The 12,731-nt window shown below is 66.8% G+C and carries 14 protein-coding genes and 1 pseudogene; 11 read left to right on the top strand and 4 right to left on the bottom strand.

Features of this window, described 5'->3' with window-relative positions:
* Positions 1-8 precede the first annotated feature (8 nt).
* Together BM372_RS02210 and BM372_RS02205 are read left to right on the top strand one after the other, a co-directional pair.
* On the top strand, positions 9-185 hold the full coding sequence (locus BM372_RS02210; RefSeq protein WP_090951196.1) for a DUF1059 domain-containing protein: 177 nt from the start codon (positions 9-11) through the stop codon (positions 183-185).
* Positions 182-1,333 (top strand): EAL domain-containing protein, encoded by a 1,152-nt coding sequence (locus BM372_RS02205; protein WP_090951193.1) that lies wholly within the window; start codon positions 182-184, stop codon positions 1,331-1,333. The genes BM372_RS02210 and BM372_RS02205 overlap by 4 nt, the downstream gene beginning before the upstream one ends.
* 60 nt (positions 1,334-1,393) lie before the next feature.
* On the opposite strand, the gene BM372_RS02200 is transcribed toward BM372_RS02205, so the two are convergent.
* On the bottom strand, positions 1,394-1,831 hold the full coding sequence (locus tag BM372_RS02200) for a DUF1810 domain-containing protein (protein WP_090951190.1): 438 nt from the start codon (positions 1,829-1,831) through the stop codon (positions 1,394-1,396).
* A gap of 198 nt (positions 1,832-2,029) precedes the next feature.
* Here BM372_RS02200 and BM372_RS02195 point away from each other — a divergent pair, with 198 nt between their 5' ends.
* On the top strand, positions 2,030-2,761 hold the full coding sequence (locus BM372_RS02195) for an MgtC/SapB family protein (RefSeq protein WP_090951187.1): 732 nt from the start codon (positions 2,030-2,032) through the stop codon (positions 2,759-2,761).
* A 105-nt stretch (positions 2,762-2,866) separates the two neighbouring features.
* Complete coding sequence (locus tag BM372_RS02190) at positions 2,867-3,409, top strand: GNAT family N-acetyltransferase (RefSeq protein ID WP_090951183.1); 543 nt, start codon at positions 2,867-2,869, stop codon at positions 3,407-3,409.
* A gap of 38 nt (positions 3,410-3,447) precedes the next feature.
* Here the strand turns inward: BM372_RS02190 and BM372_RS02185 are convergent, their stop codons facing one another.
* Positions 3,448-3,885 (bottom strand): DUF7144 family membrane protein, encoded by a 438-nt coding sequence (locus tag BM372_RS02185; protein WP_177235854.1) that lies wholly within the window; start codon positions 3,883-3,885, stop codon positions 3,448-3,450.
* Positions 3,886-4,037: 152 nt separating this feature from the next.
* On the opposite strand from BM372_RS02185, the pseudogene BM372_RS02180 reads away from it, so the two are divergent.
* Positions 4,038-4,584 (top strand): annotated as a pseudogene (locus BM372_RS02180) (acyl-CoA thioesterase).
* A gap of 78 nt (positions 4,585-4,662) precedes the next feature.
* Positions 4,663-5,076, top strand: a complete 414-nt coding sequence (gene trxA, locus BM372_RS02175) for a thioredoxin (protein WP_090951179.1) — start codon at positions 4,663-4,665, stop codon at positions 5,074-5,076.
* Positions 5,077-5,184: 108 nt separating this feature from the next.
* Here trxA and BM372_RS02170 read toward each other — a convergent pair whose 3' ends face one another.
* Positions 5,185-5,463: a putative quinol monooxygenase gene (locus tag BM372_RS02170; protein WP_090951175.1), complete on the bottom strand. Its 279-nt coding sequence runs from the start codon at positions 5,461-5,463 to the stop codon at positions 5,185-5,187.
* A 112-nt stretch (positions 5,464-5,575) separates the two neighbouring features.
* On the opposite strand from BM372_RS02170, the gene BM372_RS02165 reads away from it, so the two are divergent.
* Together BM372_RS02165 and BM372_RS02160 are read left to right on the top strand one after the other, a co-directional pair.
* Positions 5,576-7,252 carry an AMP-binding protein gene (locus BM372_RS02165; protein WP_090951172.1) on the top strand — a complete coding sequence of 559 codons (1,677 nt, stop codon included), beginning with the start codon at positions 5,576-5,578 and terminating at the stop codon, positions 7,250-7,252.
* A 143-nt stretch (positions 7,253-7,395) separates the two neighbouring features.
* On the top strand, positions 7,396-8,316 hold the full coding sequence (locus BM372_RS02160; protein WP_256213992.1) for an endonuclease domain-containing protein: 921 nt from the start codon (positions 7,396-7,398) through the stop codon (positions 8,314-8,316).
* A 104-nt stretch (positions 8,317-8,420) separates the two neighbouring features.
* On the opposite strand, the gene BM372_RS02155 is transcribed toward BM372_RS02160, so the two are convergent.
* Positions 8,421-9,401: a DNA-3-methyladenine glycosylase family protein gene (locus BM372_RS02155; RefSeq protein WP_090951167.1), complete on the bottom strand. Its 981-nt coding sequence runs from the start codon at positions 9,399-9,401 to the stop codon at positions 8,421-8,423.
* Positions 9,402-9,578: 177 nt separating this feature from the next.
* Between BM372_RS02155 and BM372_RS02150 the strand changes: the two genes are divergently transcribed.
* The 3 genes from BM372_RS02150 to BM372_RS02140 all read left to right on the top strand — a co-directional run bounded on the left by BM372_RS02150 (position 9,579) and on the right by BM372_RS02140 (position 12,693).
* Positions 9,579-10,007, top strand: a complete 429-nt coding sequence (locus BM372_RS02150) for a VOC family protein (protein WP_090952863.1) — start codon at positions 9,579-9,581, stop codon at positions 10,005-10,007.
* 68 nt (positions 10,008-10,075) lie between these two features.
* Complete coding sequence (locus BM372_RS02145; RefSeq protein ID WP_090951164.1) at positions 10,076-11,461, top strand: cystathionine beta-synthase; 1,386 nt, start codon at positions 10,076-10,078, stop codon at positions 11,459-11,461.
* A gap of 17 nt (positions 11,462-11,478) precedes the next feature.
* The gene (locus tag BM372_RS02140; RefSeq protein WP_090951161.1) at positions 11,479-12,693 is read left to right on the top strand and encodes a cystathionine gamma-synthase; all 1,215 of its coding nucleotides are present in this window, start codon (positions 11,479-11,481) and stop codon (positions 12,691-12,693) included.
* The last annotated feature ends 38 nt before the right edge of the window (positions 12,694-12,731 follow it).

Below are 12,731 nucleotides of genomic sequence, written 5' to 3'. Positions count from 1 at the left end.
GGAGCATAGTGAAATCGTTCGCCTGTGGTGATGTAGTCCCCGGTTGCGAGGCCCGTTGGGTGTGCAGCACCGACGACGAGATTCTGGTTAACGTAGCAACCCATGCCGCCGAAACGCACGGCCTGGTCGAACTGCCGGCCGATGTCGTCCAGGCAGTGCACAAAGCCATCGTGCCGGTTAGTTGAGTCCTGCGGCAGACGGTCGCCCTCCCGGCGCCGGCGAAGTTGCCGCACCCGACTGGAACGAGCTCTTGGCGGCCGCCTGCCGCGGTGAAGGACTGGCCGCGGCGTATCAGCCGATCGTCGATACGGCGCGTGGCACCGTGGTCGGTTACGAAGCGCTGGCACGGTTCCCCGGCTTCGCCGAAAAGAACCCCGAGGCGTGGTTCGCCGCCGCGCGGCGGCATGGCAAGGCAGAAGAGCTGGAGTCCGCTGCCATCCGGACCGCGCTGGCCGCACGCGGCACACTTCCGCCCAACTGCTTCCTGACGCTCAACGTCTCGCCGGAACTGCTGCCCACCGAAAGTATCCGGAGCGTCTGGCGCAACGAAGGGAACCTGGCCGGGTTGGTCATCGAACTGACCGAGCAGACGCCCATCGACTCCTACGTGGACCTGGAGCCGGACCTGAACCAGCTGCGCGCCGCCGGCGCCCTGATCGCCGTCGACGACGCCGGGGCCGGCTACGCGGGATTGCGGCACCTGTTGTCGCTGCGGCCCGCGCTGATCAAGATTGACCGCGAACTCATCCAGGATGTCGACCGTGACGAAGCGAAGCGGGCCTTGATCGGCATGCTCGGCGCGTTCGCCAGCCGGGTCGATGCCTGGATCCTGGCGGAGGGTGTTGAGCGCGTCGAGGAGCTTGATGCGCTCGTGTCGCTCGGCGTCCCCCTGGTTCAGGGCTACTGCCTGGGCCGACCCGCTGCGCCGTGGGCGGGCATCGACGTGGACGTGGCCCACCGGCTCGCGGCGAAAGCCCCCGTGGCACACAACACGACCGTCAGGGACGTCCTGGAACCGGCGACAACCGCTATGAGCACCGAAACCGCCGCCGCCGTGTTCGCCGAGAACCCGGCGCTGCAGTCGGTGGTGCTGATGGGGGACTACCTGCGGCCGATCGCGGTGCTCAACGCCGAAGACGCCGCGCTGGGCGTGGTCACCGCCGGGATGCGCGTCAATCTCGATACGCCCATCCGGGACGCCCTGGCGCGGTCCATGACGCGGCCGGCCGCCAGCCGCTTCGAGCCCCTGCTGGTGACGGACAACGCCGGCCGGTTCGCCGGCGTCGCCCGGATGGAACGCCTGATTACTGCGCTGACAGCCGCCACCGGATAGGCCGGAAACGGGCCAGACGGGGCCCGGCAACAGTGCACAGGACCGTGCTTAGGACCGTTTTTACGATCCCGGCTCGAGGAGTTGCTCGGTAACTTGATCGGGCAATCCGCCGAAGTACTGCTCCAGCACGCGCTGGAACAGGGGCTCATGCGGAGCCGCCCGGTGGAACAACGTCATGCACGAATGCAGCTTCCGCGAGTCGATGCCGCCGAAGATGTCCTCGGAACTCTGGCCTTCGACGGCGGCCACGGCGGCGGTGCAATCCAGCAGGCGCGGGCCGAGGACCGGATGCCGCAGGTAGGCGGCCGCCTCAGCAAGGGTGGCGATGGCGTACTTCCGCGAGGTCGCGCTCCGCCCTAATCCTGCCAATTGCGGAAAGACGAACCACATCCAGTGGCTGCGCTTGGAGCCCTGCCGGAGTTCTGCCAGAGCCTGAGCATAGGTTCCGCCCCCGTCCTGGGCATCGACAAAGCGTTGAAGGTCATAGAGATCCTCCATGGTTTCCTCCTCCGGACGACTGCCGCCTCCATCCAAGCACCGATCCGGTGCAGGGGAAAGCCTCCTGAGCGGAGCAGGACCGCCCCTACTCCCCGTCATAGTGCGGCGGTAGTATCAACCTCGAGGGCCGTTGGCGCACCGCGGGGTTGGGGCACTTCAGAGTTAGCCGACGCCACTCGGGCCGAGTCGGAGGGCGGGATGCGCGACGCATATGGACTGTTCACCGGGACCACACTGGTGGAAGTCTTGCTTTTGCTGGCGACATTCTTCCTGTGTTCCCTGATCGGCGTCGAGCGGCAGGTCCGGCAAAAAAGCGCGGGATACCGCACCCATGTTCTGGTTGGCTTGGGATCGTGCACCTTCACCCTGATCTCTGCGTACGGCTTCTCCTACGTTCAGGAACCAGGCAGCACACTGGACCCGACCCGCATCGCGGCCCAGATTGTCAGCGGCATCGGGTTCCTCGGCGCGGGGGTGATCTTTAAGGGGCGGAACGTTGTCCGGGGGCTCACAACGGCCGCCAGCATCTGGGTGTCTGCCGCCGTCGGCATGGCGTGCGGGGCAGGAATGCTTTCCCTTGCAGTGTCGTTGACTGCCTTCCACCTGATCACCTTGTATGTGGTGTCTCCCGCGGTCCGGAAGATACCCACGCCGGACACCAACCGGGTCCTGCATCTGGGCTATGCCGACAACCAAGGTGTGCTGCGGCAGGTGCTGGAGCTCGCCACGAGCATGGGTTTCAGCTCATCAATCCTCAGCACCAAGAAATCGGGCGATGAAGACAAACCGATCGTTCTCATGAACATCCGTTTCCATGGTTCTGTCCCGCTGCGCGAACTTGTCCCGTCCCTCATGGAAGTGCCCGGGGTGACCAGTGTCACCCTCCTCGGCGCGGATCCGAACGAGGACGATGATGACGTCAGCTCCTGAGAACCTGACGCGGCGAGACGCCCGGGTGGACGCGTTCATTGCGGCGCTGCCGGCCTGGCAGCAGGACATCTGCGCCGTTCCGGATGATCCTTTAGAATTCTGCGGATGACCGAGAACAGTGTCCCTTTGACCGGTACTGTGCGGATGCGGGTGCTGCGCCGGTCCGACGCCGGCCGCCTCGCCGATGCCTATCTGCGGAACCGTGAGCACCTGGCGCCCTGGGAGCCTACGCGGTCGGATGAATTCTTCACCGTCGACGGACAGGCAGCCAGCATCGAATCCAAGCTCGGGTTATTCGTCGCGGGGTCGGACGTGCCCTGGGTCCTCGTCGAAGGAGCCCGGGTGGTCGGTGTGATGAACCTCAGCGGGATTGTCCGAGGCCCGTTCCTCAGCGGCCACCTCGGCTACTGGGTGGACAAGGAGATGACCGGGCGGGGGATCGGCTCGGCCGCCGTCGAGTTCGCCGTCGAGGCCGCCCGGACAGAGTTGGGGCTGCACCGGCTTCAGGCTGCCACCCTGCCACAGAACGCCGCGTCACAGCGGATCCTGAAGCGGACCAGGTTCGAGGAAATCGGCCGGGCCGCGGCCTACCTCAAGATCGCGGGATCATGGCAGGACCACGTGTTGTTTCAACGGATCCTGTACTGACGAAAGAATCCTGTACTGGCGGATGCTGTACCGGCGTCCTAAGGGGTGCTTGCCGGAGGCGTTTGTTCCGCCCTTAGTTCCTCGCCGTGGGCGATGATCGCGTAGATAATCAGCACGTTCATGGCGATGATAATGAAGGACCACCACGGCTGTTCGGGGATGAGCATCAGTTGCACCACCGCGCTGACGCCAGCCACGATGACACCAACGACCCGAGCCCACGTTGCACCGGAGAAGAGCGCGACACCGGTGAGGATCAACGCGGCCCCGATCGCCAAATTCCACCAGCCCCACCCCTTCGCATCGAAGAGGAACAGCGTGCCCGGCGCCGACAAGTAGTACGTATCGGGACCGGTGAGCGCCACGAGACCCTGGAGGCCGGTGAAGACGCCGTTGATGATCAGAATGACTCCGGCGAAGCGGACCCAACCGGTCCAGCCAGTCGAAGCGACAGGATGATGATGGGCAGTACTCATAAGGACGACCGCTTTCCGTTTGAATGCTCTGCCGTCGGCCTCGTGGTCGGCGCAGTCGTGTCAGAAGCTAGTACCGATTCCGATTATGTTCCTCACCCACCGGGCGGTCAATATCCCTTGGCACCGTTGTTACTCGCGGGTAACATGATCGCATGCACCTTCTGCTCCGGACCCTCCTGCTGCTGTTCACGTCCTCCCGCCGGCCTCCCCTGAGTATCTGGGACAGCTCCTCGCTTCCGCTGCGGGTCCTGCCCCACGGATATCGACATCGCCATGCACGTGAACAACGGCATGTACTTCTCGCTCATGGACCTTGGCCGCTTCGACCTCATGGCCCGCAGCGGAGCGTGGAAAAAGATGCGCCGCCGGGGCTGGACCCCGGTGGCGGCGGGGGAGACCATCGCCTTCCGCCGTTCGCTGCAACTCTGGCAGCGGTACACCATTGAATCCAGGATCATCGGCCTGGATTCAAAAGCCATCTACTTCGAACAGAGGATGGTGGTGGACGGCGAGGTCTACGCCCGCGCCCACATCGCCACCCGGCTCCTCAGCAAGGGCCAGCCCGTCAGTCAGGCGGAAATCCTCCGCGAATTCGGCGCCCCGCCGGCGGATCTGGAACTGCCCGGGTGGATCCATGAATGGCGTGAATCCAACGCCCTGCCCGGTGCCCGGCGTCCGGCGCCGCACGCCTGGACCTGAGGAATCGGCCCGCCTGCCCGGATGTGCCAACAGCGAAATGCCGGAGACATTCCACGACTGGACCCGTACCGTTGACTCATGGCTACCGTAGACATCACAGGTGAACAGTTCGCATCGACCGTCGAGGATAATGACATCGTCCTTGTCGATTTCTGGGCCGAATGGTGCGGCCCGTGCAAGCAGTTCGGCCCCACGTACTCAGCAGTCTCAGAGAAACACCCGGACGTTGTCTTCTCCAAGGTGGACACCGAAGCCGAGCAACAGCTCGCTGCGGAGGCTGGCATCACGTCCATCCCCACGCTCATGGCCTTCCGCGAAAAGGTCCTCGTGTTCTCGCAGCCCGGCGCCCTGAACGCCCAGCAGCTGGAGCAGGTGGTCGACGCCGTCAAGGCACTGGACATGGACGAAGTCCACGCCCACGTGGCCCGCTCCCAGGCCGAGGCCGCCGCAGCGGCGGGCAAGCAGGACGGCACCCAGATCCCGGGCGCCTGAACCCCCACGGCTTAAAGGCAACGCGGGGTCACTCCGCGCCCATGGATCCTCCAAGGATGGGCGCGGAGTGACCCCGCGTTTGTTGCGCCGTTGCTGAGACGCGGGTGCCTAGGGCTTTTCGACCTTGACCGGCTCGGCCAGCAGTGCGCTGAGCGATTCGTTCAGATCCTGGAGGGCGGTGCCCTTGGAGTGCTTATCCAGATCCTCCTGGCTTGCCCACCGTTCGGTCAGCACCAGCTTGTCCGCGGTGGCTTCCGTGAGTTCGTAGCGGATGCAACCGGGCTCGTTGACCACCTCGTCTATCGCGATCTCCAGGGCGAGCTTCACGCGGAAGAATTCGCCGTCGTTGGGGATGAAGGTGGCCAGCAGGTCAATGGGTGCGCTCATGCCAATTACCCTACCGGGCGCCCGCGCCGGCGTCGGAAGATGACCGGAAAATTTCATAGGGCTTCCAAGCTTTGCCCTTCTTTTGCCTCCGGCCAGTTGGTAGCGTCACATCATGCTTGCTTACACAGCCGGGGACACTGACGTTCCGCTGCTCGAGGACACCATCGGCGCGAACTTCGAACGGATCGCGGCGCGGTTCCCGTACCACGATGCCCTGATCGAGGCGGCGGCGGTGCCCGGCGAAGAGGCCCGGCGGTGGAGCTACTCCAAGTTGAACGACGACGTTGACCGCCTGGCGCGTGCGCTCCTCGCCTTGGGCGTCGCGAAGGGCGAGCGGATCGGCATCTGGAGCCCCAACTGCGCCGAATGGACCATCCTGCAGTACGCCACCGCGAAGGCCGGGGCCATCCTGGTCAACGTCAACCCCGCCTACCGCAGCCACGAGCTTGAGTTCGTGGTCAAGCAGAACGGCATGCGCATGCTGGTCACCGCGCCGTCGGACCGCAACAGCGACTACACCGCGATGGGCCGGCAGGCCCTGGCGTCCTGCCCGGAGCTGCGCGAGCTGGTCTTCCTCCCGGACGCCGGGGCGGACGGGCTGACCGCCGGAGAGCCGCAAAGTAAGGCGGAGCGCACGTACGCCGAGCTGCTCAAGCGGGCTGACGACGTCGGACATTCTGCCCTGCAGGCGCGCATGGCGGAGCTGGATGCGCATGATCCGATCAACCTGCAGTACACCTCCGGCACCACGGGCTTCCCGAAGGGCGCCACGCTGACGCACCACAACATCCTCAACAATGGCTACTCGATCGGGGAGCTGCTGGACTACACGGAACACGACCGGGTGGTGATCCCGGTGCCCTTCTATCACTGCTTCGGCATGGTGATCGGGAACCTGGCGGCGCTCAGCCACGGCGCCGCCACGATCCTCCCGGGCCGGGCGTTCACGCCCGCCGCGGCGCTGGAGGCGGTGCAGGACTTTGGCGGAACCTCGCTGTACGGGGTGCCAACCATGTTCATCGCCGAGCTCGCCCTGCCCGACTTTGCCTCCTACGACCTCTCCACACTGCGCACGGGCGTCATGGCCGGATCACTGTGCCCGATCGAGGTGATGAACAGGGTCATCACCGAAATGAACATGTCCGACGTCGCCATTTGCTACGGCATGACGGAGACCTCGCCGGTCTCCACGATGACGCGCAGCGTGGACACCATGGCCCAGCGGACCGTGACCGTGGGCCGGACCATGCCGAACCTGGAGAGCAGGGTGGTGGACCCGGCCACGGGGGAGGTGCTGGAGCGCGGCGCGATCGGCGAACTGTGCACCCGCGGCTACGCCGTCATGCGCGGGTACTGGGACCAGCCGGACAAAACCGCCGAGGCGATCGACGCCGACGGATGGATGCACACCGGGGACCTCGCCCGCATGGACGAGGAGGGATATCTGGTGATCGAGGGCCGGATCAAGGACATGGTGATCCGCGGCGGCGAGAACGTCTACCCGCGCGAAATCGAGGAGTTCCTCTACACCCACCCCGATATCCAGGACGTGCAGGTGATCGGCGTCCCGGACGCAAAGTATGGCGAGGAACTGATGGCCTGCATCATTCTGAAACCCGGGGCCGGGCCGCTGGATGCGGCGAGCCTGGCGGAGTTCTGCCGCGGCAAGCTGGCGCACTACAAGATTCCGCGGTACGTGGACGTCCGGGAGAGTTTCCCGATGACCGTCTCCGGCAAGATCCGCAAGGTCGACATGCGCCGGGAGGCAGCGGCCCGACTCGGGCTCTAGCGTGGCCACGAACAGCAACGCGGGGTCATTTAGCGCCCAATAATTCCCCCTGAATGGGCCGTAAGTGACCCCGCGTTGCAGGAACTCCGGGCTCCTGTGGATAACTCCTGCACGGTCCGAGGCGCGGGGTCACAATGGTGCCCATGGTCCGCAGCACGCCACTCCCGGAAGGACTTGGCCGGGCGCCGTTCACCGTCTACGAGTCCCGAGCGCTCGCTGTCCCGCCGAAGCGGCTGCGGGCCAAGAACCTGTCCGACGGCGGCCGGCTCATCTATCTGCCGGCAGGCCGGCCGCTTGAGGTCATCGAACGGGCCCGGGTCCTGGCGGCCGCGACCCCGGGAGCCTGGGTGTCCCACGAAACCGCCGCCGTCCTGACACCGCTTGGCCTGCCGCCATGGATGGGCCAGTGCCTCACCATCCATCTCAGCAAGCCGCATGAACTGCCCCGGGTGCGACGCTCAGGCGTCACCGGCCACCGCGTGCGCCTGATCCCCGGCGAGCTGACCGACATCGGCGGCATCCCTGTGACCGCGCCCCCGCGGACCTGGCTGGATCTGGCCGCCGTGCTGCCGCTGAACTACCTCATCGCCATGGGCGACCAGCTGATCCGCATCCCGCGCCCGGGACTTGAAAACAGGTCCGAGCCCTACGCCTACAAGGAGGGCCTGCGGCTGCTCATCCGTCAGCACCCCAACATGAAAGGTGTGGAGAAGGCGCGGCTGGCCCTGGACGAGATGCGCGTGGGAGCGGATTCGTTCCCGGAAACATTCTTGCGACTCGCGCTGATAGACGCGCGCCTGCCCGAACCGGAGCTGCAGCTGAGGCTCGATCCGCATGATGACTGCTCCCCCGCCGCCGACCTGGGATACCGGCGCTTTCGGCTCGCTGTTCAGTACGACGGCGCCCATCACCTCACGCGGGAACAACAGTCCCGGGACAACCGTCGCGACGAAGCCTTCCGCGGTGCCGGGTGGGCTTATTTCAAGGTCAACGCCGATGACCTTGCCGAGCGCTTCGAAGGTTTGATCGCCCGCATGAAGTCGATTCTTCGTCGCGTTCCCTGACCCGCGTTTCCTGGCCCGCCGTTCCAACGCGGGGTCACATCGCGCCCAATAGTGGGCCTCCAATGGGCCGTAGGTGACCCCGCGTTGCAGTGTGTTGGCGGGGCTCAGTGGCCGCGGTGGTCCTGGATGGTCATCCGCGGGCCGAAGGTGGGCTTGCGGAAGCCGCTGAGACCCAGCATCCGGACCACCCGCTGCCGGTGACCCGCCCACGGGGCCAGCAGCCTGAGCATGCCGGCGTCGTCCGTGCGGCGGCCGGTCAGGGCCGCGCCGACGTAGGCCGCAAGGTGGTAGTCGCCCACCGCGATCGAGTCCGGGCAGCCGTGCGTGCGCTGCACCACCTCGGCGGCTGTCCACACGCCGATCCCCGGGATGGTCTGCAGCTTCGCCCCGGCTTCCGCGGCGGGCAGGACGGCGAGCCGTTCGAGGCCGACGGCGGAGCGCAGCGCGCGCATGACGGTCGCCGAGCGCTGGGGTCCCACTCCGGCCTTGTGCCATTCCCAGGACGGGATGCGGAGCCATTGGGCCGGGGTGGGCTGGAGCAGGAGGTTGGCCGGAGCCACCGACCCGGCGCCCGGCGCAGCCGTCCCGAAGCGGTACATCAGGTACCGGTAGCCGCGGCGGGCCTCAATCACGGTGACCTTCTGCTCCAGGATTGTCGGCACGAGCGAGTCGATCATCCGGCCGGTTGCGGGCAGCCGCACCGCCACGTTCCGTCGCCGGGCTTCGATGACCATCCGGGGGAGCGTGGCGTGGAAGGCGGGTTCGTCGAAGGCTGTCCAGTCATCGTCGCGGCCCAGCAGGCGCGGGACAGAGCCTGCGGCGTCGGCAGCCCCGGGCCCCCAGGCCTGCGCGTCAACCGCCGGATCCGCCCTCGGCCCCGTAGTTGCCAGGCGCAGCGTCGCGGGACCGGCCGGCGTCGTGAACGCCAGCCACACGGCGTCCGGGGCCGTCCGGATTGCCGGGTCCCCTTGGCCCCGCAGCAGCGGTCCGATGGTCTGGAGAAGATCGAAGGGGCCGCCGGGATGCCACCGCAGGGAGGCGTCCGCCGCGGCGGCAAGGCCGGCGGGGACGTCTGCGATGGTCACCCGAACATGTTCCCACGCCCCCGTGACAGCGGCCGCGTCGGGCCGAAAAGACCGGGCAGGACGGCCCTTAACCCGCAGCCCGCGGCGGGGCTACAATCCGGTTGAGGCGTGGACCGCCCGCGCCCCGGCCCTTGGTCCCACATTGGTCCCACACCCCGGAAATGTCAGGTGAGCGTCATGGCCCGAGGAGTTGTGCACTTCGAAATCCCCGCCGACGACGAGGTCCGCGCGGGGAAGTTCTACAGTTCGGCGTTCGGCTGGAAGGTCAATCCGGTGCCGGAGCTGAGCTACACCACGATCACCACCACGCAGACGGACGAATCGGGCATGCCCTCGGAACCGGGAGCGATCAACGGCGGCATGTTCCGCCGGGAAGGCACTGTCACTTCCCCCGTCATCACCATCGACGTTGACGACATCGATGCGGCGCTGGAGAAAATCGAGTCCCTTGGCGGCGCCACAGTCAGTCCCCGGCAGGAGGTGGGCACCATGGGCTGGGCCGCCTACTTCCGCGACACCGAGGGCAATATCGTGGGGCTGTGGCAAAACGCGGCGCCGGAGGGCGGCGCGGCCGCGGCGAACCCGGCGAACGACATCGGCGCCTGAAGGCACGGCGCGTGAGGCGCCGCGCACCTGCCAGCAGCATGCCCGCCGGAGACGGTAGCTTTGTACCTATGAAGTACGCCCAGTCCGTTCTGGACCTCATCGGCCGCACGCCGCTCGTCAAACTCAACCACGTGACCGATGGCATCGCAGCCACCGTCCTGGTGAAACTGGAATACCTGAACCCCGGCGGTTCGATCAAGGACCGCATCGCGGCCAAGATGATCGACGAGGCCGAACGGACGGGCAAACTGCAGCCCGGCGGCACCATCGTGGAGCCGACGTCGGGCAACACCGGCGTCGGCCTGGCGCTGGTGGCCCAGCAGAAGGGCTACCGCTGCATCTTCGTCGTGCCGGACAAGGTCGGCGAAGACAAGCGCGCCGTGCTCGAGGCCTATGGCGCCGAAGTGGTGGTCACGCCCACCGCCGTCCCGCCGGACAGCCCGCAAAGCTACTACGGCGTCTCCGACCGGCTCGTGACCGAAATCCCCGGAGCGTTCAAGCCGGACCAGTTCTCCAACCCGGCCGCCCCGGCGAGCCACTACGAAACCACCGGTCCCGAGATCTGGCACGACACCGACGGCCGGATCACGCACTGCGTGATCGGCGCCGGTACCGGCGGCACCATCACCGGCACCGGCCGGTACCTCAAAGAGGTCTCCGCCGGACGGCCCGAGGCCGAGGGCGGCGTCGTGAAGATCATCGGTGCCGATCCCGCCGGCTCTGTGTACTCCGGCGGCACGGGCCGGCCCTACTTCGTCGAGGGCGTCGGGGAGGACATGTGGCCTGCGAACTACGACAAGTCGGTCCCGAACGACGTCATTGCCGTTAGCGACGCCGATTCCTTCGCGATGACACGCCGGCTGGCCCGCGAAGAGGGCCTGCTGGTAGGCGGCTCCTCGGGCATGGCCGTCGTGGCCGCGCTGCAGGTCGCCCAGGATCTCCCGGCGGACGCCGTCGTGGTGGTCATCCTGCCGGATTCCGGCCGCGGCTACCTGGCGAAAATCTTCAACGACCAGTGGATGCGCTCCTACGGCTTCCTGGCCAGCGGCGACGAGGCATCCGTGGGCGAGGTCCTCAAGGCCAAGACCGGTGAACTCCCGGACCTGGTCCACATCCACCCGAACGAGTCCGTCCGCGATGTCATCAACATCATGAACGAGTTCGGCGTCTCACACATCCCCGTCCTGTCCCAGGAGCCGCCCGTCGTCATGGGCGAGGTGCTGGGCGCTGTGGACGAGCGCACGCTCACGGCCAAGCTCTTCCGGGGCGAGGCCAAGCTCTCGGACAAGATCTCCGAACATATGGAGGCCCGGCTGCCCGTGATCGGCTCGCTCGAATCGATCTCGACCGCCCGCGAACTCCTCTCCGACGCCGACACCCTCATGGTGACGTTCGTCGGTGCCCCGGTGGGGATCCTGACCCGCCACGACCTCCTCGCCTACCTCAGCAACTGACCAGTTCAAGGAGCCCCATGACCCAGCCAGAAAGCTCATCCGCGAAGAACGCCGGCTTTAACACCCGCGCCGTGCACGCCGGCCAGGCCTTCGAGCCGCGCACCGGCGCCGTGGTGCCGCCCGTGCACTTCTCCTCAACCTACGCCCAGGACGGCATCGGCGGCCTGCGTGCCGGGTACGAGTACGGCCGGGGCACCAACCCCACGCGTGACTCGCTGCAGGAGCAGCTCGCCGCCTTGGAGGGCGGGGCCGCGGCGTTCTCCTTCGGCTCCGGCCTGGCCGCCGAGGACTCGATGATCCGCGCCCTCACCCGGCCCGGCGACCACATCGTGCTGGGCAATGACGCCTACGGCGGAACGTACCGGCTCATCAGCCGCGTCCTGGGGGAGTGGGGCATCGGGAACACCCCGGTGGACATGTCCGACGTCGACGCCGTCGCCAAGGCCGTCGCGGCCGGAGGCGCGTCCAGCGCCGCAGCCGGCGGGAAGACCCGCCTCGTGTGGGTGGAGACCCCGTCCAACCCGATGATGAAGATCACCGACATCGAGGCCCTCGCCAAGGTGGCACACGACGCCGGCGCCCTCCTTGTCGTGGACAACACCTTCGCCTCCCCGTATTTGCAAACCCCGCTGGCCTTCGGCGCGGACGTCGTGGTGCACTCCACCACGAAATACATCGGCGGGCATTCCGACGTCGTGGGCGGTGCGATTGTGGTCAACGATCCCGAGCTGGCCGAGAAGATCGGCTTTGTGCAGTTCGCCGTCGGTGCCGTGTCCGGGCCGATGGACGCGTTCCTGACCACCCGCGGGCTGAAAACCCTCGGGGTGCGCATGGACCGGCACAGTGACAACGCCCAGGCCGTGGCCGAGTGGTTGCTGGAGCGGCCCGAAGTGGAGGCCGTTCTGTACCCGGGCCTGCCCTCCCACCCCGGCCATGAGCTGGCCAAAAAGCAGATGAAGAAGTTCGGCGGCATGATCTCCGTACAGTTCAAGGGCGGCGAGGCCGCGGCGCGCAAGGTGGCCGAGTCGACCTCCGTGTTCACGCTCGCCGAGTCCCTGGGCGGGATCGAATCGCTCATGAACTACCCCTCGGAAATGACGCATGCGTCCGTCAAGGGCACCGAACTGGCCGTGCCGGTCAACCTGGTCCGGCTCTCGTGCGGCATCGAGGACGTCGAGGATCTCATCGCGGACCTCGAGGCCGCGCTTTCCGCCCTGGACGCCGGCAGCTAGACGCCGTCTAGCGGCAGAATCGGCCACCCTAGCTTTCT

Origin of the sequence: Arthrobacter sp. ov118 (assembly GCF_900116495.1) — a bacterium.
Lineage (GTDB): Bacteria > Actinomycetota > Actinomycetes > Actinomycetales > Micrococcaceae > Arthrobacter.
The sequence above is the reverse complement of the archived record's forward strand: the minus strand, read 5'-3'. Positions and strand labels throughout refer to the sequence as shown.

Excerpts from the sequence above, each read along its gene's own strand:
- BM372_RS02200 (WP_090951190.1), bottom strand. The coding sequence starts at position 1,831 with ATGGAGGATCTCTATGACCTTCAACGCTTTGTCGATGCCCAGGACGGG.
- BM372_RS02195 (WP_090951187.1), top strand. The coding sequence starts at position 2,030 with ATGCGCGACGCATATGGACTGTTCACCGGGACCACACTGGTGGAAGTC.
- BM372_RS02190 (WP_090951183.1), top strand. The coding sequence starts at position 2,867 with ATGACCGAGAACAGTGTCCCTTTGACCGGTACTGTGCGGATGCGGGTG.
- BM372_RS02185 (WP_177235854.1), bottom strand. The coding sequence starts at position 3,885 with ATGAGTACTGCCCATCATCATCCTGTCGCTTCGACTGGCTGGACCGGT.
- trxA (WP_090951179.1), top strand. The coding sequence starts at position 4,663 with ATGGCTACCGTAGACATCACAGGTGAACAGTTCGCATCGACCGTCGAG.
- BM372_RS02170 (WP_090951175.1), bottom strand. The coding sequence starts at position 5,463 with ATGAGCGCACCCATTGACCTGCTGGCCACCTTCATCCCCAACGACGGC.
- BM372_RS02165 (WP_090951172.1), top strand. The coding sequence starts at position 5,576 with ATGCTTGCTTACACAGCCGGGGACACTGACGTTCCGCTGCTCGAGGAC.
- BM372_RS02160 (WP_256213992.1), top strand. The coding sequence starts at position 7,396 with ATGGTCCGCAGCACGCCACTCCCGGAAGGACTTGGCCGGGCGCCGTTC.
- BM372_RS02150 (WP_090952863.1), top strand. The coding sequence starts at position 9,579 with ATGGCCCGAGGAGTTGTGCACTTCGAAATCCCCGCCGACGACGAGGTC.
- BM372_RS02145 (WP_090951164.1), top strand. The coding sequence starts at position 10,076 with ATGAAGTACGCCCAGTCCGTTCTGGACCTCATCGGCCGCACGCCGCTC.
- BM372_RS02140 (WP_090951161.1), top strand. The coding sequence starts at position 11,479 with ATGACCCAGCCAGAAAGCTCATCCGCGAAGAACGCCGGCTTTAACACC.